The organism is Micromonospora echinaurantiaca (assembly GCF_900090235.1).
Lineage (GTDB): Bacteria > Actinomycetota > Actinomycetes > Mycobacteriales > Micromonosporaceae > Micromonospora > Micromonospora echinaurantiaca.
The window spans coordinates 2,538,757-2,556,255 of sequence record NZ_LT607750.1 but is presented as its reverse complement, the minus strand read 5'-3'; the positions used below and the strand labels follow the sequence as shown (position 1 = coordinate 2,556,255).

General features: G+C 73.7%; 19 protein-coding genes. 9 read left to right on the top strand and 10 right to left on the bottom strand.

Annotated features, from left to right (window positions below):
* Nucleotides 1–69: 69 nt before the first annotated feature.
* Together cydB and GA0070609_RS11710 are read right to left on the bottom strand one after the other, a co-directional pair.
* Complete coding sequence (cydB, locus tag GA0070609_RS11715) at nucleotides 70–1,068, bottom strand: cytochrome d ubiquinol oxidase subunit II (RefSeq protein WP_088993840.1); 999 nt, start codon at nucleotides 1,066–1,068, stop codon at nucleotides 70–72.
* 15 nt (nucleotides 1,069–1,083) lie between these two features.
* Complete coding sequence (locus GA0070609_RS11710; protein WP_197700344.1) at nucleotides 1,084–2,499, bottom strand: cytochrome ubiquinol oxidase subunit I; 1,416 nt, start codon at nucleotides 2,497–2,499, stop codon at nucleotides 1,084–1,086.
* A 200-nt stretch (nucleotides 2,500–2,699) separates the two neighbouring features.
* Here GA0070609_RS11710 and GA0070609_RS11705 point away from each other — a divergent pair, with 200 nt between their 5' ends.
* The 4 genes from GA0070609_RS11705 (at nucleotide 2,700) to GA0070609_RS11690 (ending at nucleotide 6,521) form a co-directional block, all read left to right on the top strand.
* Nucleotides 2,700–3,476, top strand: coding sequence for a lysophospholipid acyltransferase family protein (locus tag GA0070609_RS11705; protein ID WP_088993838.1), 777 nt, complete (start codon nucleotides 2,700–2,702; stop codon nucleotides 3,474–3,476).
* A 102-nt stretch (nucleotides 3,477–3,578) separates the two neighbouring features.
* The gene (locus tag GA0070609_RS11700) at nucleotides 3,579–4,346 is read left to right on the top strand and encodes a glycerophosphodiester phosphodiesterase (RefSeq protein WP_088993837.1); all 768 of its coding nucleotides are present in this window, start codon (nucleotides 3,579–3,581) and stop codon (nucleotides 4,344–4,346) included.
* 18 nt (nucleotides 4,347–4,364) lie between these two features.
* The gene (locus GA0070609_RS11695) at nucleotides 4,365–5,759 is read left to right on the top strand and encodes an MFS transporter (RefSeq protein WP_088993836.1); all 1,395 of its coding nucleotides are present in this window, start codon (nucleotides 4,365–4,367) and stop codon (nucleotides 5,757–5,759) included.
* A gap of 48 nt (nucleotides 5,760–5,807) precedes the next feature.
* Entirely contained in the window at nucleotides 5,808–6,521 is a 714-nt protein-coding gene (locus tag GA0070609_RS11690) for a thymidine kinase (RefSeq protein ID WP_088993835.1), read from the top strand.
* 58 nt (nucleotides 6,522–6,579) lie between these two features.
* Here the strand turns inward: GA0070609_RS11690 and GA0070609_RS11685 are convergent, their stop codons facing one another.
* The 3 genes from GA0070609_RS11685 to GA0070609_RS11675 all read right to left on the bottom strand — a co-directional run bounded on the left by GA0070609_RS11685 (nucleotide 6,580) and on the right by GA0070609_RS11675 (nucleotide 8,730).
* Entirely contained in the window at nucleotides 6,580–7,038 is a 459-nt protein-coding gene (locus GA0070609_RS11685) for an Rv0361 family membrane protein (protein WP_088993834.1), read from the bottom strand.
* A 91-nt stretch (nucleotides 7,039–7,129) separates the two neighbouring features.
* On the bottom strand, nucleotides 7,130–7,777 hold the full coding sequence (locus GA0070609_RS11680; RefSeq protein ID WP_088993833.1) for a response regulator: 648 nt from the start codon (nucleotides 7,775–7,777) through the stop codon (nucleotides 7,130–7,132).
* A complete protein-coding gene (locus GA0070609_RS11675; RefSeq protein ID WP_088993832.1) occupies nucleotides 7,774–8,730 on the bottom strand; it encodes a HAMP domain-containing sensor histidine kinase in 957 nt (318 codons plus the stop codon). The genes GA0070609_RS11680 and GA0070609_RS11675 overlap by 4 nt, the downstream gene beginning before the upstream one ends.
* 609 nt (nucleotides 8,731–9,339) lie before the next feature.
* Here GA0070609_RS11675 and GA0070609_RS11670 point away from each other — a divergent pair.
* Genes GA0070609_RS11670 through GA0070609_RS11655 form a run of 4 tightly spaced genes read left to right on the top strand, consistent with a single transcriptional unit; the run spans nucleotide 9,340 to nucleotide 13,099 of the window.
* Nucleotides 9,340–10,632 (top strand): ArsB/NhaD family transporter, encoded by a 1,293-nt coding sequence (locus tag GA0070609_RS11670; RefSeq protein WP_231928631.1) that lies wholly within the window; start codon nucleotides 9,340–9,342, stop codon nucleotides 10,630–10,632.
* A gap of 28 nt (nucleotides 10,633–10,660) precedes the next feature.
* Nucleotides 10,661–12,184, top strand: a complete 1,524-nt coding sequence (locus GA0070609_RS11665; RefSeq protein WP_088993831.1) for a potassium/proton antiporter — start codon at nucleotides 10,661–10,663, stop codon at nucleotides 12,182–12,184.
* 2 nt (nucleotides 12,185–12,186) lie between these two features.
* Entirely contained in the window at nucleotides 12,187–12,672 is a 486-nt protein-coding gene (locus GA0070609_RS11660) for a cation:proton antiporter regulatory subunit (RefSeq protein ID WP_088993830.1), read from the top strand.
* Between the two features lie 55 nt (nucleotides 12,673–12,727).
* Complete coding sequence (locus GA0070609_RS11655; protein ID WP_088993829.1) at nucleotides 12,728–13,099, top strand: VOC family protein; 372 nt, start codon at nucleotides 12,728–12,730, stop codon at nucleotides 13,097–13,099.
* A 78-nt stretch (nucleotides 13,100–13,177) separates the two neighbouring features.
* On the opposite strand, the gene GA0070609_RS11650 is transcribed toward GA0070609_RS11655, so the two are convergent.
* Nucleotides 13,178–14,176, bottom strand: coding sequence for a tyrosine-type recombinase/integrase (locus GA0070609_RS11650; RefSeq protein WP_088993828.1), 999 nt, complete (start codon nucleotides 14,174–14,176; stop codon nucleotides 13,178–13,180).
* Nucleotides 14,177–14,292: 116 nt separating this feature from the next.
* Between GA0070609_RS11650 and GA0070609_RS11645 the strand changes: the two genes are divergently transcribed.
* Entirely contained in the window at nucleotides 14,293–15,351 is a 1,059-nt protein-coding gene (locus GA0070609_RS11645; RefSeq protein ID WP_088993827.1) for a helix-turn-helix transcriptional regulator, read from the top strand.
* Here GA0070609_RS11645 and GA0070609_RS11640 read toward each other — a convergent pair.
* The 4 genes from GA0070609_RS11640 to GA0070609_RS11625 form a co-directional block, all read right to left on the bottom strand.
* The gene (locus GA0070609_RS11640) at nucleotides 15,341–15,766 is read right to left on the bottom strand and encodes an Hsp20/alpha crystallin family protein (protein ID WP_088993826.1); all 426 of its coding nucleotides are present in this window, start codon (nucleotides 15,764–15,766) and stop codon (nucleotides 15,341–15,343) included. The two genes, GA0070609_RS11645 and GA0070609_RS11640, sit on opposite strands and share 11 nt — an antisense overlap.
* Complete coding sequence (locus GA0070609_RS11635) at nucleotides 15,760–16,359, bottom strand: GNAT family N-acetyltransferase (protein ID WP_231928630.1); 600 nt, start codon at nucleotides 16,357–16,359, stop codon at nucleotides 15,760–15,762. The genes GA0070609_RS11640 and GA0070609_RS11635 overlap by 7 nt, the downstream gene beginning before the upstream one ends.
* 62 nt (nucleotides 16,360–16,421) lie before the next feature.
* Nucleotides 16,422–16,940: a DUF2087 domain-containing protein gene (locus tag GA0070609_RS11630; protein ID WP_088993825.1), complete on the bottom strand. Its 519-nt coding sequence runs from the start codon at nucleotides 16,938–16,940 to the stop codon at nucleotides 16,422–16,424.
* Between the two features lie 53 nt (nucleotides 16,941–16,993).
* Nucleotides 16,994–17,491, bottom strand: coding sequence for a MarR family winged helix-turn-helix transcriptional regulator (locus GA0070609_RS11625; RefSeq protein ID WP_088993824.1), 498 nt, complete (start codon nucleotides 17,489–17,491; stop codon nucleotides 16,994–16,996).
* Between the last annotated feature and the right edge of the window lie 8 nt (nucleotides 17,492–17,499).

The window sequence follows — 17,499 nt, the reverse complement described above, 5'->3', positions numbered from 1 at the left end:
CGATTCACCCTAGGCGCGCGTCGGCCGGCCCGCCCCGGGGAGTGGGCGGACCGGCCGGCCGGGAGGGTGTCAGTGCTGCGGGATGTGGGCGACGCCGATCCGCTTGCGGAACACCCAGTACGTCCAGCCCTGGTAGGCCAGCACGATCGGGGTGAACACCACCGCCACCCAGGTCATGATCTTCAGGGTGTAGGGGGTGGAGGCGGCGTTGCTGGCGGTCAGCGTCCCGGCCGCGTCCAGGGTGGACGGCAGCACGTTCGGGAACAGCGCCGCGAACAGGGTCGCCACCGCCAGGCCGATGGCCACCGCGGTGCCGGTGAACGCCCAGCCCTCCCGGCGTACCCGGGCGGCGGCGAGACCACCGAGCAGGGCGAGTGCCGCGGCGACGGCGAGCACGACGGCGGCCGCGCTGGAGCGGATGCTCAGCGTCCAGGTCAGGAACGCCACCGCCAGCAGCGCGGCGCCGACGCCCAGGCGCACCGCGAGGGCGCCGGCCCGCTCGCGCACCTCGCCGACGGTCTTCAGCGCGATGAACACCGCGCCGTGGGTGAGGAACAGCGCCGCGGTGGTCGCGCCGCCGAGCAGGGCGTACGGGTTGAGCAGGTCGAGCAGGCCGCCGACGTACTCGTGGTCGGCGTCCAGCGGCACGCCGCGCAGGATGTTGGCGAAGGCCACCCCCCACAGCACCGCCGGCACCAGCGAGCCGAAGAAGATCGCCGCGTCCCAGCGCCGCTTCCAGGACGGCTCGGGGCGCTTGTGCCGGTACTCGAAGGCGACGCCGCGGGCGATCAGCGCCAGCAGGATCAGCAGCAGCGGCAGGTAGAAGCCGGAGAAGAGGGTGGCGTACCACTCGGGGAAGGCGGCGAACATGGCGCCGCCGGCGGTGATCAGCCACACCTCGTTGCCGTCCCACACCGGCCCGATGGTGTTGATCAGCACGCGGCGTTCCCGGTCGTCGCGGCCGAGCACAGGCAGCAGCATGCCGACGCCGAAGTCAAAGCCCTCCAGGATGAAGTAGCCGGTGAACAGGACGGCGACGAGCAGGAACCAGATGGTCGTGAGTTCCACGGTGGTCTCCGGTGGTCAGTAGGCGAAGGCGAGCGGACGCTCGGCGTCGTCGTGGCTGTCGTCGATCTCGGGTGCCGGGGTGAGGTCCGGTACGCCGGCCTTGGCGTAGCGCAGCAGCAGCTTGACCTCGATCACCGCGAGGGTGGCGTAGATCAGGGTGAACGCGGTGAACGAGGTGAGCACCTCGGTCAGCGAGACGCTGCGGGAGACGCCGTCGCGGGTGAGCATCTCGCCGAAGACGATCCACGGCTGGCGGCCCATCTCCGTGAAGATCCAGCCGAACGAGTTGGCGACCAGGGGCAGCAGCGGCATGGCCAGGCCGGCGCGCAGCAGCCACTTGCTGTTCGGGGTGCGGCCCTTGCGCTGGCTCCAGAGCACCAGCAGCGCGATCGCGGCGGCGGCCAGGCCGAAGGCGATCATGAAGCGGAAGCTCCAGTAGGTGACGGGGATGATCGGGGTGTAGCTGCCGGCGCCGTACTGGGCGGCGTACTGGGCCTGCAGGTCGTTGATGCCGTGCACGGTGCCGTTCGGGTCGCCGGTGCCGAGCCAGGACAGCAGGTACGGGATCTTGATGGCGAACAGTTCCCGGCTGCCGTCGAGGCTGCCCACGGTGAGCACGGAGAAGGAGGCGGGGCTCTCGGTGGTGTAGAGGCCCTCGGCGGCGGCCATCTTCATCGGCTGCACCTCGGTCATGATCTTGCCCTGGATGTCGCCGGTGATGACCACGCCGGCGGTGGCGACCAGGGTGACCCAGGAGCCGAACGTGGCGGCGAACCGGTAGGCCGGGGTGTCGGCCGAGTCGCGGTTGCGGATCAGGTGCCACAGCGCGACGGCGACCAGCAGCGAACCGGCGACCAGGAACGCCCCGGCGATGGTGTGCGGGAAGGTGACCAGGGCGACCTTGTTGGTCAGCACCGCGAGGAAGTCGGTGAGTTCGGCGCGGCCGGTCTCCGGGTTGATCCGGTAGCCGACCGGGTTCTGCATGAACGAGTTCGCGGCCAGGATGAAGTACGCCGAGAGGTTGGTGCCGATCGCGGCGGCCCAGATGGCCGCCAGGTGCAGCCGCTTGGGCAGCCGGTCCCAGCCGAAGATCCACAGGCCGATGAAGGTGGACTCCAGGAAGAAGGCGACCAGCGCCTCGATGGCCAGCGGGGCGCCGAAGATGTCGCCGACGAAGCGCGAGTAGTCGCTCCAGTTCATGCCGAACTGGAACTCCTGCACGATGCCGGTGACCACGCCCATCGCGAAGTTGATCAGGAAGAGCTTGCCGTAGAACTTGGTCAGCTTCAGGTACTTCTCGTTGCCCGTGCGGTGCCACAGCGTCTGCAGGATGGCGACCAGCACGGACAGGCCGATGGTCAGCGGTACGAAGAGAAAGTGGTAGACGGTGGTGACACCGAACTGCCAGCGGGCGACGTCCAACGCGTCCACCTGCAACCCCCAGCCATTCATACTACGAGACGTAGTAAATACTACTGCCGGTCGTAGACGAATTGGCAGGGTCGGGGGTCCCGAACCGGACCGGGACCAATGACCTTGATCACCCTGGCCGGCCGGCCCCCGTCGGCGTCCCCCGCCCGGCCCGCCCTGCCCCCCGGCGACCGGGCCGACCGTGCGACCATTGCGCGCTGATGGACACCGCCCGCTCCCCCTGGCAGCCGCCGTTGATCTGGCGCGCCGCCCAGCTGCTCGCCCGCGTCGTCGTCGCCCTGCTGGCCCGACTGGAGGTCACCGGGAGCGTGCCGGCGCAGCTGCGGCGCGGGCCGCTGATCCTGGCCGCCAACCACATCAGCCCGTTCGACCCGGTGGTGATGGCCGCCGCCTGCCGGGCGGCCGGCGTCGCCCCCCGGATCATGGCCACCGGCGGGCTGTTCCGCGCGCCGGTCGTCGGGGCCGCGATGCGCCGCGCCGGGCACATCCGCGTCGAGCGGGGCACCAACGCCGTGCACCAGGCCCTGGACGACGCGGCGGCGGCGGTGGCCGGCGGCTCGGTGATCCTGGTCTACCCGGAGGGGCGGATCGGCCTGGACCCCGGCATGTGGCCCGAACGCGGCAAGACCGGCACCGCCCGGCTCGCGCTGGCCTGCGGCGCCCCGGTGATCCCGGTGGCCCAGTGGGGTGCGCACGAGGTGCTGCCCTACCGCGCCCCGAAGGGGCTGCTGCGTGGAATCGCCCGGTCCGTGCTGCGCCGCCCGGTGATCCGGGTGCACTTCGGCCGGCCGGTCGAGCTGACCGACCTCGCCCACGGCGTTCCCGGCGCGGCCCGGCGGGCCACCGACCGGATCATCGACGCGCTCACCGACGAGCTGGTCCCGCTGCGCCCCGACGAACCCGACCGACCCCGGTACGTCGATCCCGGCCGCCCGGCCGACACCAGCCGCTCCCACCGCCGCCGCCCCCCGGCCTGACCTGGCCGCGCCCGCTGTCCGGTGGCGGGTCGCGGCGCGGCGACGAGGACCTGCCGCCGCCCGGTCACCCGCGGGCCACCCGGTGCCGGCATACTGCGCTGCGTGCTGACCGCCCACCCCTACCTGGACGCGCCCGCGCCGCTGGCGTTCGCCCACCGCGGCGGGGCCGCCGAGGGCGACGAGAACACCACCGGGGCGTTCGCCCGCGCGATCGGCCTCGGCTACCGGTACGTGGAGACCGACGTGCACGCCACCGCCGACGGCGTGGCGGTGATCTTTCACGACCCGACGCTGGAACGGGTCACCGGCGAGCACGGGCGCATCGCCGCGCTGCGCTGGGCCGATCTCGCCTCGGTACGGGTCGGCGGCGCCGCCGTGGTGCCCCGCCTCGACGAGGTGCTCGACGCCTGGCCGCAGGTCCGGTTCAACATCGACGTCAAGGCCGACGGCGGCGTCGACCCGACCGTGGCCACCGTGGCGCGGGCCGGCGCCGGCGACCGGGTGCTGCTCGCCTCGTTCAGCGACGCCCGGCTGGCCCGGCTGCGCGCGCTCACCGAGGGCCGGGTCGCCACCGGCCTCGGCATGCGCGGGGTGGCCCGGCTGCGGATGGCCTCGCTGACCGGCCGGCCGCTGCGGCTGCCGCCGTCCGTGGTCGCCGCGCAGGTGCCGGTGCGCTACGGCCGGGTGCCGGTGGTGGACCGGCGGTTCCTGCGCTTCGCCCACCGCCTCGGCCTGCAGGTGCACGTCTGGACGATCGACGAACCCACCGAGATGCACGAGTTACTTGATCTTGGAGTGGATGGCATCATGACCGATCACGTCGGCGTGCTGCGCGACGTCTACCGCAGCCGCGGCCACTGGGCCGCCTAACCCCCCGACGAGGAACCGATGGCCGAGACCGCCACCCCCACCGTGGGCGACGCCCCCGCCCCGGCGAGCACCCGTCGTGAACGCACCGGCTGGTACGTCTACGACTGGGCCAACTCCGCCTTCCAGACCACCGTCATCACGGTGTTCCTCGGCCCGTTCCTGACCACCGTCACCGAACTGGCCGCCGGCTGCGAACTCGGGGCGGACAGCTGCGACGGGTTCGTCTACCCGCTGGGCATCAAGGTCGCCGCCGGCTCGTACTACCCGTACCTGATCTCGCTGTCGGTGTTCCTCACCGTCTTCGTGCTGCCGGTGATGGGGGCGATCGCCGACCGGTCCCTGCACAAGAAGCGGCTGCTCGGCGGGGCCGCGTTCACCGGCGCCGGGGCGACCGTGGCGATGGCCTTCGTCACCGGCGACCGCTACCTGCTCGGCGGGGCGCTGTTCCTGATCGCCAACATCAGCTTCGGCGCCGCCATCGTGGTCTACAACTCGTTCCTGCCGCAGCTCGGCGGCCCGGACGAACGCGACGGGATCTCCAGCCGCGGCTGGGCGCTGGGCTACCTCGGCGGCGGGCTGCTGCTGGCCGGCAACCTGGTCGCGGTCACCCTGCTCAGCGAGGACGGCAACCCGCAGCGCACGCTGGACGTGGCCCGCTGGTCCATCGTGTCGGCCGGCGTGTGGTGGGCGCTGTTCACCCTGGTGCCGCTGCGCTGGCTGCGCGAGCGGCCCACCGCCGCGGCGCTGGCCGGCGCCGGCGGCAACGTGTTCACCGACGGCTTCCGCCAGCTCGGCCGCACCCTGCGCGAGATCAAGGCGTACCCGCTGACGCTGTTCTTCCTGCTCGCCTTCCTGGTCTACAACGACGGCATCCAGACGGTCATCACCCTGGCCAGCCAGTACGGCACCGAGGAGCTGCGGCTGGGGCAGAGCACCCTGATCACCACCATCCTGCTGGTGCAGTTCCTCGCCTTCGGCGGCGCGCTCAGCCTGGGCGCCCTGGCCCGCCGCATCGGCGCCTGGAAGACCGTGCTGCTGAGCCTGGTGCTGTGGACCGGTGTGATCGTCGCCGCGTTCCGGCTGCCGGCCGAGGCGCCGCTGCCGTTCATGGTCCTCGGCGCCGCCATCGGCCTGGTGCTCGGCGGCAGCCAGGCGCTGAGCCGGTCGCTGTTCAGCCAGCTCATCCCCGCCGGCAAGGAAGGCGAGTACTACGGCTTCTACGAGATCAGCGACAAGGGCACCAGCTGGCTCGGTCCGCTCGCGTTCGGCCTGGTCTTCCAGCTCACCTCCTCCTACCGGGTCGGCCTGGTCTCCCTGCTGATCTTCTTCGTCGTCGGGTTCCTGCTGCTGCTGGCCGTGCCGATCCGCCGGGCCATCGTGGCCGCCGGGAACACCCCGCCCCGGGTGCTCTGACCGGCACCCGGCGGATCCGGTCGGGTCGATCGGTTAGGCTGCCCGACCGTGACCGACGACGCCGCCGCCCTGACCTGCCTGGCCCGCCCGCTGCCCGGCCCGCACGACACGCCCGCGGGCTGCGCGGCGGCGCGCGGGGTGGACGGACGACCGCTGCACGCGGCGGCGTTGAAGTTCTTCTGGGGGCCGATGGACTGCGGAAAGTCCACGATGGCCCTGCAGATGAACTACAACCACTCCCGGCAGGGCCGCCGCGGCCTGGTCACCACCCGCATCGACCGCTCGCTGGGCCCGCGGGTCACCACCCGCATCGGCCTGACCCACGACGCGATCGAGGTCACCGACGACCTCGACCTGCGCGCATTGGTGCGCGACACCTGGGCCGAGGGGGTCCGCGTCGACTACCTCATCTGTGACGAGGCCAGCTTCTACAGCGTCGAGCACGTCGAGCAGATGGCCGAACTCGTCGACAGCTACGACGTCGACGTGTACGCCTTCGGCCTCGCCACCGACTTCCGCTCCTGCCTGTTCCCCGCCGCGCAGCGGCTGTTCGAACTGGCCGACGAGGTGGCCCGCATCCAGGTCGAGGTGCTCTGCTGGTGCGGCCGGGAAGGGCTGCTCAACGCCCGGGTGGTCGGCGGTCGGGTCGTGCGCGAGGGCGCGCAGGTCGTCATCGGTGACACCGTGGACACCGCCGAGGTGCGCTACCAGGTGCTCTGCCGGCGGCACTACCGCGCCGGCGACCTGGGCCCGGGCCGCTGACGGTTGTCGGGCGGCCGACCGCGCGGCTGAGTGCTGTGGGGAGCGGGCGCGGTGCGGCTCAGTACGGGTCGCCGCAGACCCGCCAGCCACCGTCCTCGTTCACCACCGACAGCGTCCGCTCCTCGGTGGCGCCGCTGTCGCGGGTCAGCCGCACCGACACCGTGCCGTGCGGGCGACCCCGCCGGGTGGCCACCGACACGTCGACGATCTCGTAGTCGCTGACCACCGGCGGCGTACGCACCCAGCTGGTGAAGCCGATCTCGCTCCACCGGGTACGCGCATCGGCGCACAACCGCTCGTACGCCCCGTCGGTGTCGCCCGCGGTCACCTGCCGCAGGAACCCGTCGGCGGTCTCCCGTACCGGCCCGCTGGCCCGGGTCACCACCTGCACGTTCCAGGCGCCCAGCCCGGCCACCCCGACGCAGCACAGGGCCACACCCATCCCGGCGAAGACCAGCCCGGCGCGCAGCGGGCGGCGCCGCCGCGCCGGCCGGCTCCACCGCTGCTCAGCGCCCACATCTGTCGACGGTAGAGAATCATCGCCGGCCGCGGGCGGGAAAGTCGCCCGTCGGCGCCGCCGCGCCTCACGGTTCGACCGGGCCGGCGCCTCACGGTTCGATCAGGCCGGCCCGGATGGCGTAGCGGGTCAGCTCCAGCCGGTCGCGCAGGCCGAGCTTCTGCAACAGGTTCGCCCGGTGCCGTTCCACGGTCTTGACGCTGATGAACAGCAGCCGGGCGATCTCCTTCGAGGAGTGGCCCTCGGCGACCAGTTTGAGGATCTCCTCCTCGCGCTCGGTGATGGCCCGGGCCGGCGGGTCGGCGCCCTGCGCGCTGCGCTCCAGGAAGTTGCGGATCAGCGCGTTGACCGCGCCCGGGTAGAGGAACGGCTCATCGCGCATGGCGGCCCGGCACGCCTCCACCAGGTCCCGGTCGGCGACGGACTTGAGCACGTAGCCGTTCGCGCCGGCCTTCAGCGCCTCGAAGAAGTACTGCTCGTTGTCGTACATGGTCAGGATGAGGATGCGCAGGTCGGGCTGCTGGCGGGCCAGTTCCCGGGCGGCCTGCAGGCCGGTCATCCGGGGCATGGCGATGTCCAGGATGACCAGGTCGGGGCGCTCGGTGGCGGCCAGGCTCAACGCCTCCGCCCCGTCACCGGCCTCCGCCACCACGGTCAGGTCCGGCTCGCTGTCGAGTATCAGCCGCACGCCCCGGCGGACCAGCGCGTGGTCGTCGGCGAGCAGGATCCGGGTGGTCACGAGCCACCGTCCCGCTCGGCCACCGGGACGGTCAACCGTACCTCGGTGCCGCCGCCCGCCGCCGGGCCCACGCTCAGCTGGGCGCCGATCAGCAGGGCCCGCTCGCGCATGCCCCGGATGCCGGTGCCCTCCGGGGCGGCGCCGATGCCCCGCCCGTCGTCGCGGACCCGCAACCGCACGGCCCCAGTACGGCGCCGCAGCGACAGCTCCACCGTGGTGGCCTTGCCATGCCGGACGGTGTTGGTCAGCGCCTCCTGGGCGACCCGGTAGAGCACCAGCTCCGCCTCGCTGCCGAGGGCCGGCAGGTCCACGGCGAGGTGCTGCTCCACGGTCAGGTCGGTGTGCCCGGTGATCTCGGTGACCAGCGCCTTCAGCGCGCTGACCAGCCCCAGCTCCTCCAGCACGCCCGGGCGCAGCCGGCGGGCGATGCGGCGGATCTCGTCGAGGCTGTCGCGGGTGGTCTCCTGCACCTGGGTCAACTGCCCGCGCAGCGGATCGGGGGCGCGCCGGGCCACCTGCTTGAGTTCGAGCAGCACAGCGGTCAGCGTCTGGCCGACCTCGTCGTGCAGTTCCTGGGCGACCCGGCGCCGTTCGGCCTCCTGGGCGGAGAGCGCGGCGGCGGCGCTGGCCGCCCGCTCCGCCTCCAGCCGGTCGATCATGGCGTTGAAGGCGTGGATCAGCTCGGCGGTGCCACCGGGGCCGCCGGGCGCCAGGCGCGGCTCGGGCTGCAGCAGGTCGATGGTGGCCATCGCCCGGGCCAGCCGCCGCAGCGGCGCCAGGCCCACCCGCAGCAGCGCGGCGTTGGCGACCAGCATCGCGATGAGCCCCACGCTCAGCACCACGGCCTCGGTGAGCAGCACCGGGGTGGAGACGGTGACCGGGCCGAGCAGCAGCAGCGTGGCGGTGACCAGCACGGCGGCGTTGAGCAGGAAGATCCGCCAGAACAACGACACGCGTACGCCCCCTTTCCCCGACCCGCCGCCGTCGCCGCCCGGACCGCGTCCGCGATCCGGGGGCCGTCTTGCCAGCCTGTCCGGCGTCGGCGGCCGGTGTAAATGCGTGGCCACACCCATATGCCCGCGTTGGATCACCCACACCCGCCGAGGCGCCCCACGGATCGCCCCCGGGCGCGTCGCCCGGCGGTCCCGCCCGCCCCGTCGCCTGCGCGGCGTCCAAGCAGGCCAGGGCCAGCATGCCACGCCCCGCCCGCGCGGGTGACCGCCGCCGGACGGCGGCGGCCCGCGCACTGCCCGACAGCCCCGGCCGGGACGTCGGATTACAGGCCGGTACCGGTGCCAAATGGGTGTCAGACCCGATGGTCGATCGGCACCCCGGCCGGCTGAACTTGCAGCACGAGGCCGGCAGACGCCCGGCCCGCGACCCCGCCACCCTCCCCGGCGGCCCCTTCCGGCGGCCTCCCGTCGCCGGGAGGGGCCGTGGTCGCCGACCCCACCGGAGGTACTCGTGACCGCAGTGCTGGTGCCGCCCGCACCGACGACCCCGCCCGCCGCGCCACCCGAAGGCACGCACCGCGGCCGGCACGGCCCGCCGGGCCGGCGCCCGTGAGCGCCTGGCCCGCGATCGCCGCCACCGTGATCTTCGCGGTGGCGTTCATGTTCATCGCGACCGAGAAGATCAACCGGGTGGCGGTGGTGCTGGGGGCCGCCGGCCTGATGGCCCTGCTCGGCCTGGTGCCAGGCTCGGACGTGTTCTACTCGCACCACGCGGGGATCGACTGGGACGTCATCTTCCTGCTCTTCGGCATGATGATCATCGTTGGGGTGGTCAAGCAGACCGGCGTCTTCGAGTTCCTGGCGATCTGGGCGGCGCAACGCTCCCAGGGGCGGCCGTACCGGCTGATGGCGCTGCTGGTCGGGATCACCGGCCTCGCCTCCCCGTTCCTGGACAACGTCACCACCGTCATGCTGGTCGCCCCGATCACCATCTCGGTCTGCCGCCGGCTGGGCATCTCCGCCGTCCCATACCTGATCGCCGAGGTGCTGGCGTCCAACATCGCCGGCGCCGCGACGCTCATCGGCGACCCACCGAACATCATCATCGGCAGCCGCGCCGGGCTGAGCTTCAACGACTTCCTGGTGCACATGGCCCCGATCACCCTGGTGATGTTCCTGGCCTTCCTGGTGCTGGCGCGGTTCATGTTCCGCAAATCGTTCGAGTACCACCCGGAGCGGTTCGCGGCGGTCCGCGACATGGACGCCCGCGCCGCGATCACCGACGCGGCCATGCTGACTCGCTGCCTGGTCGTGCTGGTGCTGGTCATGGTCGGCTTCGGGCTGCACACCGTGACCGGGGTGGACGTCGCGGTCGTCGCCCTGCTCGGCGCCGGGGTGATGGTGCTGGTCACCCGGGCCGACAGTGCGCGGTACCTGGCCGAGGTCGAGTGGCCGACGCTGACGTTCTTCCTGGGCCTGTTCGTGATGGTCGCCGGGCTGACCGAGACCGGGGTCATCGAGCAGGTCGGGCAGTGGGCGACCGGCGCCATCGGGGACAGCTGGTTCGCCGGCGCGACCAGCCTCGTCTTCGGCTCGGCGGTGCTCGGGGCGTTCTTCGACAACATCCCGTACACGGCGACGATGGCGCCCATCGTGGCGGACATCGCCAGCCAGGCCGACCCGCAGACCGGGCAGGCGCTGTGGTGGTCGTTCGCCCTCGGCGCCGATCTCGGCGGCAACGGCACCGCCGTCGCGGCCAGCGCCAACATCGTCGTGCTGGGCATCGCGGCCCGCGCCGGCGAACCGATCAGCTTCTGGCAGTTCACCCGGTACGGCATCGCCACCACGGTGCTCACCACGCTGATCGCCTGGGGGTACGTGTGGCTGCGCTACTTCGCTTGACCGAACGGGAGGCGGAGAGGGGGCCACGGTGACGCTGACACAGCTGTACGTGACGCTGGCCATCGGCACCGGCGTTCTCCTGGTCAGCGTCGCCGCGGCCCGGCTCGCCGCCCGGCTGGGCATGCCCGTGCTGCTGGCGTACCTCGGGGTGGGTCTGCTGCTCGGCCAGGACGGGCTCGGCCTGCCGTTCGACGACGCCGCCCTGGCCCAGGCGCTGGGCATGGCCGCGCTCGCGGTGATCCTGGTGGAGGGCGGCCTGACCACCGACGTGAAGGACGTCCGGCCGGTGCTGGCGCCGGCGACCGTGCTCGCCACGCTCGGGGTGCTGATCAGCGTCGGGGTCACCGCGGCGGCGACGTACCTGCTGCTGGACGTCGGCTGGCAGATGGCGCTGCTGCTCGGCGCTATCGTCTCCTCCACCGACGCCGCGGCGGTCTTCGCCGTGCTGCGGGCGGTGCCGCTGCCGAAGCGGCTCACCAGCCTGGTGGAGGCCGAGTCCGGCCTCAACGACGCGCCCACGTTCATCCTGGTGCTCACCTTCAGCGCCGCCACCCTGGAGGCGGTGCAGCCGCTGCCGCTGCTGGTCGCGATGCTCTTCCAGCTCGCCGCCGGTGGCGTGATCGGCCTGCTCATCGGCACGGTCGGGGTCTGGCTGCTGCGCCGGCTCACGCTGCCCACCTCCGGGCTGTACCCGATCGCGATCGTGGGCTGCGGTGTGCTCGCCTACGCCGTGGCCGGGCTGACCCAGACCAGCGGCTTCCTCGCCGCGTACCTGGCCGGCCTGGTGCTCGGCAACGCCGGGCTGCCGCACCGGCGGGCCACCCGCTCGGTCGCCGAAGGGCTGGGCTGGATCGCTCAGATCGGCCTGTTCGTCATGCTCGGCCTGCTGGTCACGCCGAGCGAACTGCCCGGGAGCGTGGTGCCCGCGCTGGTGGTCGGCGCCGCCCTGCTGCTGGTCGCCCGGCCCGCGTCGGTGCTGGTGGCGCTGGCCGCCTTCCGGGTCCCGCTGCGCGAACAGGTCTTCCTGTCCTGGGCCGGGCTGCGCGGGGCGGTGCCGATCGTGCTGGCCACCATCCCGGTGGTCACCGGCGCACCCGGCAGCGACCAGGTGTTCAACGTCGTGTTCCTGCTGGTCGTCGTCTTCACCGTGATCCAGGCGCCGGCCCTGCCCTGGCTGGCCCGGCGGCTGCGGCTCGCGCCGCACCGCCTCGGGCCCGACCTGCAGGTCGAACTGGCGCCGCTGGACGCCATGGACGCCGACCTGATCCACGTCACCGTCGAGCCCGGCTCCCGGTTGCAGGGGGTCTACCTGCCCGAACTGCGGCTGCCGCCGCCGGCCGCGACCACCCTGGTGGTACGCGGGCCGGACACCTTCGTGCCCGATCAGCACACCCGGCTGCGCGTCGGGGACCAACTCGTCGTGCTCACCACCCCACGGGTGCGGGAGGCCACCGAGCGGCGGCTGCGGGCCGTCGCCCGGGCCGGTCGGCTGGCCGGCTGGTTCGGCGAGACCGGGCACCCGGATCCCGCCCCGACAGCGAACAGGAGATGACCATGCAGATCGAACGCACCGCGTTGCCCGGCATCGGGATCGGCTACACCCTGCACACCGTCGAGGGACGCTCGCTCGGCGTGCTGCACCACCACGGCGGACGGCGCGATCTGCTCCTCTACGCGCCCGGCGACCCGGACACCGTCGAGCGGTCGGTGCGCCTCACCCCCGCCGAGGCGCGGGAGCTCGCCGAGCTGCTGCACCCGGTCGCCACCATCGACCACGTCCCCGACCTGGAACAGCGGGCCGGGAAGCTGACCGTGGCGGCCGTGCCGGTCACCGCCGTCTCCCCGCACGGCGGCCGGGTGCTGCGCGACGTGGTCGCGGACGTTCCCGGTGTCACCGTGGTCGCCCTGCTCCGGGACGGGCGGACGATCACCGCGCCCGGACCGGACCACCGACTCGCGCACGGTGACGCGCTGCTGGTGGCCGGCACCCCGGAGGGCGTCGGCGCGCTGAGCCGCCGGCTCACCCCCGCCGAGCCATGACTCGGCCGCGGGTACCTGCCAGAGGATGTCAGGTACCTGCGGCAGGCTGGCGGGCATGACAGCGACAGCCGATCTCGCCATGGTCAACCTCGACAGCTCCGACCCCGCCGCGCACGCGGCGTTCTACCACCGGGTACTCGGCTGGGAGGTGACCCACAGCCAGCCCGAGTACGCCATGATCAGCAGCGGTGGTGTGGCCATCGGCTTCGGGCTGGTCGAGGGCTACCGCCCGCCGTCCTGGCCGGACCCCTCCGGTGGCAAGCGCTACCACCTCGACCTGTACGTCGACGACCTGGCGGTGGCCGAGAAGGAGTTCCTGGCCGCGGGGGCGTCGAAGCCGGAGTTCCAGCCCGGCGACGGGCGGTGGGTGGTGCTGGTGGACCCGATCGGGCAGCCGTTCTGCATCTGCCCCCGCCCGCAGGGCTGACCCGGCGCACCGGCGGGACCGGGCCGCCAGCCGCGCCGGCGGGACCGGTCCGCCAGCCCCGCCGGCGGGACCGGTCCGTCAGCCGCGGCGGCGGGACCGGGCCGCCCAGATCACGTAGGCCGGGTCGCGGTCGAGGTTGTGCCGGTCCCGGTCGTAGCGGCGGGTGGTACGCGGGTCGGCGTGCCCCATCGCGTCCTGGACGTCCTCCAGCGGGACGCCCTCGGCGCGGGCGGTGGTGGCGAAGGCGTGCCGCAGCGAGTGCGGCGACAGCTGCGCCCAGGCCGGGATGCCGGCGGCCCGGGCCAGCCGGCGCACCAGCCGGAACACCGAGTGCCGGTCGAGCCGGGCGCCGCTGGCGGTGACCAGCAGCGGCCCGGCCAGCTGGGTCACCGGCACGCCCTGGGCGGCGGCCCGCTGGGCCAGGTAGGCGTCCACGGCGTACGCGGTGCCGGGGGTGAGCGCCCGGCGGCGGGCCTTGCCGCCCTTGCCGACGAACCGGACGCTGCGGTGTCCCCGCTCGGCGCCCAGGTCGGCCAGGTCCAGCGAGACCAGTTCGCCGACCCGCAGCCCGAGGTCGGCCAGGAGCGCGATCGCGGCGCGGTTGCGCGGCGCGGTGGGCCCGGCGTCGGCCTCGGCGGCGGCGAGCAGCGCGTCGACCTCCTCCGGGGTGAGCCCGACCGTGGCCGAGTGGTCCCGGTCGATGCGCGGCCGGTCCGCGCCGGCCACCGGGTTGGCCGCCACCGCCCCGAGCTTGACCAGGAAGTCGTACCAGCTGGACAGCGCGGAGAGCTTGCGGGCCACGGTGGCCGGGGTCAGCGGGCGGCCGGTGCGCACCGCCAGCGTCGACTCCAGCGTCCGGCCGTACTCGTTGACGTGCAGGAAGTTCGCCCGCAGCGGGTCCAGCTCGCAGGCGGCGCACCAGGCCAGCCAGCCGGCGATGTCCCGCCGGTACGCCTGCCGGGTGTGCTCGCTGAGCCGCCGGTTGCGCAGCCACGCCTCGGTGAAGTCGGTGGAACCCCCCGGTAGGGCGGGCGGGGCCGACGGGCGGGGCAGCGCCGGGGCGCCCGGGGAGATCATGTGAAAAAGGTTCTCAGCTCTGGGTGGGATTCGCGACGAGGCGCGCCCGACCGGTTCCCGACACACCCCGTCGCCCGGCACCGCCACCGCCACCGGGCCGGGGGTACGGTCGGGCGGTGCGCGCGAGTCGGCTGGTGTCTCTACTGCTGCTCCTGCAGACCCGGGGCCGGATGACCGCGCAGGAGCTGGCCGACGCCCTGGAGGTGTCGGTGCGCACCGTCTACCGGGACGTCGAGTCGCTCGGCGCCGCCGGCGTCCCGGTCTACGCCGACCGTGGGCCGGCCGGCGGATACCGCCTGCTGGACGGCTACCGGACCCGGCTGACCGGGCTCACCGCCGACGAGGCGCAGGCGCTGTTCCTGACCGGCATGCCGGGCCCAGCGGCCGAGCTGGGGCTCGGCTCGGTGCTGGCCACCGCCGAGCTGAAGCTGCGCGCCGCGTTGCCGGCCGAGCTGGCCGATCGGGGCGAGCGGATCCGGCAGCGGTTCCACCTCGATGCGCCGACCTGGTTCCGGGAGCCGGAGCCGACCCCGCACCTGGCCGCGCTGGCCCGGGCGGTGTGGGAGGACCGCCGGGTCGAGGTGCGCTACCGGCGGTGGAAGGCGCCCCGGGAGGTGACCCGGCTGCTCGCGCCGCTCGGCGTGGTGCTCAAGGCCGGCCGCTGGTACCTGGTCGCCGACGCCGGCGGCGACGTGCGCACCTACCGGGTCGGCGCGATCCTCGAGCTGGCCGTCCTCGACGAGCACTTCGACCGGCCGGAGGACTTCGACCTGGGCCGTTGCTGGCAGGAGCACGCCGACCGCTACGAGCGCGGGGTCTACCGGGCCGAGGCGACGGTACGGATGACCGCGGCGGCGCTGGAGCTGACCGGGTACGTCTTCCCGCCGGCGATGGCCCGGGCGGCGCGGGCGGCGGCTGGCCCGCCCGACGAGCACGGCTGGCTGCGCACCACGGTGCCGATCGAGTCGGTCCGGCACGGCCACATCGAGCTGCTGAAGCTCGGCGCGGAGGCGGAGGTGCTGGCTCCGGCGGAGCTGCGGGAGCGGTTCGTCGGCACCGCCCGCGCGCTGGCCGCGCTCTACCCGCCGGAGCCCGGAGCCGCCGGCGCCCGGGCCGGCCGCGGGGGCGGGTCCGGCGGTCCGGAACCCGCCCCCGGGGAAGCGGTCAGGCGTTGATCTGCCTGCGGCCGTTGCCGTTGGCGGTGATGCTGATCCGCCGCGGCTTGGCCCGCTCGGCGATCGGGATGCGCAGCGTCAGCACCCCGTTGTCGTAGCCGGCCTCGAGCTTGTCGGTGTCGAGGGTGTCGCCGAGGAACAGCTGCCGGCTGAAGGTGCCCATCGGGCGCTCGGCGGCGACGAGTTCGACCTTGTCGCCGGTGGGCCGGCGGCGCTCGGCGCGGACGGTCAGCACGTTGCGCTCCACAGTGCAGTCGATGCTGTCCGGGTCGACGCCGGGCAGGTCGAACGCGGCGTAGAAGTAGTCGCCGTCGCGGTAGGCGTCCACGTGCATCACGGCCGGACGGGCGGTGGTGCCGAAGAATTGCTCGGCGAGCCGGTCGATCTCACGGAACGGGTCGGTGCGCATCAGCATGGTCGTGCCTCCTCGGTTCTCCTGGCCGAAGGTGTCAGGTTGAGTCTGGACGACTCAACTTCCTCCTCTGTGATAGCGCGGGAAGCGACCGTCGTCAACTCGGGCAGGAGCTTTTCGAACCAGTGCTCGGCGTACTGGCCGGCTGAGTACGGGGGGATCTCGACGTAGCCGTGCCGGGCGTACAGGGCGCGGGCCTCGACCAGGTCGTTGCGGGTGTCCAGCCGGATCCGGTCGGCCCCGGCGGCGCGGGCCCGCTGCTCGACGTCGGCGAGCAGCGCCGCCCCACCACCCCGCCCCCGGTACGCCGAGCGGACGTAGAGCCGGGTCAGCTCCGCCCAGCCGGGCAGCAGCCGCAGCCCGGCGCACCCGGCCGGACGGTCGTGGTACGTCGCGACCAGAAAGACCCCGGCCGGTGGCACCAGGTCACCGCTCGGCGATTCGGCCATCGCGGCGGCGACCTCGCCCGGGCGGACGGGTCGGCGATGGTAGCGGCGGACCATCTCCTCGAAGTACTCCTCGAGCAGGACCGCGGCGTCGGACCGGTCGGGCCGGGCCGGGCCGATCGTCCAGGCCACCCGGGTAGGCGTCGTCACGCGTCGATCCTCACCCGGCGGTCAACGGATTTCGGCCGCGGCATCGTTTCGCCGACGAACGATCAGGCGCCGGTGCGCCAGTAGACGCCCTGTTCCCGGGCGAGCAGGCACTCGTCGACCAGGTACCGCCGCAGGGTCACGTGGTCGGAGCCGCCGCCGGCGCACCAGGCGCGCAGCGCGTCGTCCACCGCCCGCTCCGGGTAGCGCACGCCCGGCTCGAAGCTGTCGGCGATGTGCGCCAGCAGCACCCGCCGCCGGCCGCGCTGCGCCGGCAGGGCGACCAGCGCCCCGTCGCGCAGGAACGTGCGCAGGATCCGCTGCTCCGGCTCCTGCGCCGGCCGGGCCGGCTGGTCGGTGCGGGCCGCCTCGCGCAGCCGGTCGGCGTCCACCCGCAGGTCGCTGTCGTCGCCGGTGACCAGGCCGGCTTCGCGCAGCCGGCGGATCGCCGTGACGACCGGCCGCGCCGCCAGCCCGGTCCGGTCGGCCACCGCCGGGGCGTCCACGGCGCCGAGCACGATCGCCGCGAAGACCTGCCGCCGTACGTCGTCGGCGAGCGCCCCCGCCAGAGCCTGCGTCGTCATGCCGGCCACCCTGCCAGCGAGGGGTACGGCGGCGCGAGGCGATTTCCCGGTCGTCAGTCGGCCGGCCGCTCGGCGACCAGCACCACCCGACGCAGCAGGTCGGCCAGCAGCCGCCGCTGCTCGGGGTCGAGGGCGGCCAACAGCCGGCGCTCCTCCGCGCCCCGCACGTCCATGGCGCCCCGCCAGGCGGCCCGGCCGGCGTCGGTGAGCTCGACGTCGACCCGGCGCCGGTCGACGGCCGACGGGATGCGCCGGACGAACCCCCGCCGCGCCAGCGTGTCCACCCGGGCGGTGACCGAGGCGGGCGCCATGGCCAGGTCGCGGGCCAGGTCGGACGGGGCGGCCCGGCCGCCGCGCCCGGCCAGGGCGTGCAGCGTGTCGTACTCGTGGCCCTGCAGGTCGAGCGTCGCGAGCACCCGCTGCTTGACGGTGCGCAGGTGCCGGGTGAGGAACTGCATCCGGGTGACCGCGCCCTCGATGTCGGGGTCGAGGTCGGGCAGGACCGGCAGCCACCGTTCCACGTGCCGGTCGACCTGATCGCGGGCGCTCATGGCCGACA

Excerpts from the sequence above, each read along its gene's own strand:
- GA0070609_RS11625 (WP_088993824.1), bottom strand. The coding sequence starts at position 17,491 with ATGAGCGCCCGCGATCAGGTCGACCGGCACGTGGAACGGTGGCTGCCG.
- GA0070609_RS11660 (WP_088993830.1), top strand. The coding sequence starts at position 12,187 with ATGCAGATCGAACGCACCGCGTTGCCCGGCATCGGGATCGGCTACACC.
- GA0070609_RS11650 (WP_088993828.1), bottom strand. The coding sequence starts at position 14,176 with ATGATCTCCCCGGGCGCCCCGGCGCTGCCCCGCCCGTCGGCCCCGCCC.
- GA0070609_RS11630 (WP_088993825.1), bottom strand. The coding sequence starts at position 16,940 with ATGACGACGCAGGCTCTGGCGGGGGCGCTCGCCGACGACGTACGGCGG.
- GA0070609_RS11705 (WP_088993838.1), top strand. The coding sequence starts at position 2,700 with ATGGACACCGCCCGCTCCCCCTGGCAGCCGCCGTTGATCTGGCGCGCC.
- GA0070609_RS11655 (WP_088993829.1), top strand. The coding sequence starts at position 12,728 with ATGACAGCGACAGCCGATCTCGCCATGGTCAACCTCGACAGCTCCGAC.
- GA0070609_RS11695 (WP_088993836.1), top strand. The coding sequence starts at position 4,365 with ATGGCCGAGACCGCCACCCCCACCGTGGGCGACGCCCCCGCCCCGGCG.
- GA0070609_RS11640 (WP_088993826.1), bottom strand. The coding sequence starts at position 15,766 with ATGCTGATGCGCACCGACCCGTTCCGTGAGATCGACCGGCTCGCCGAG.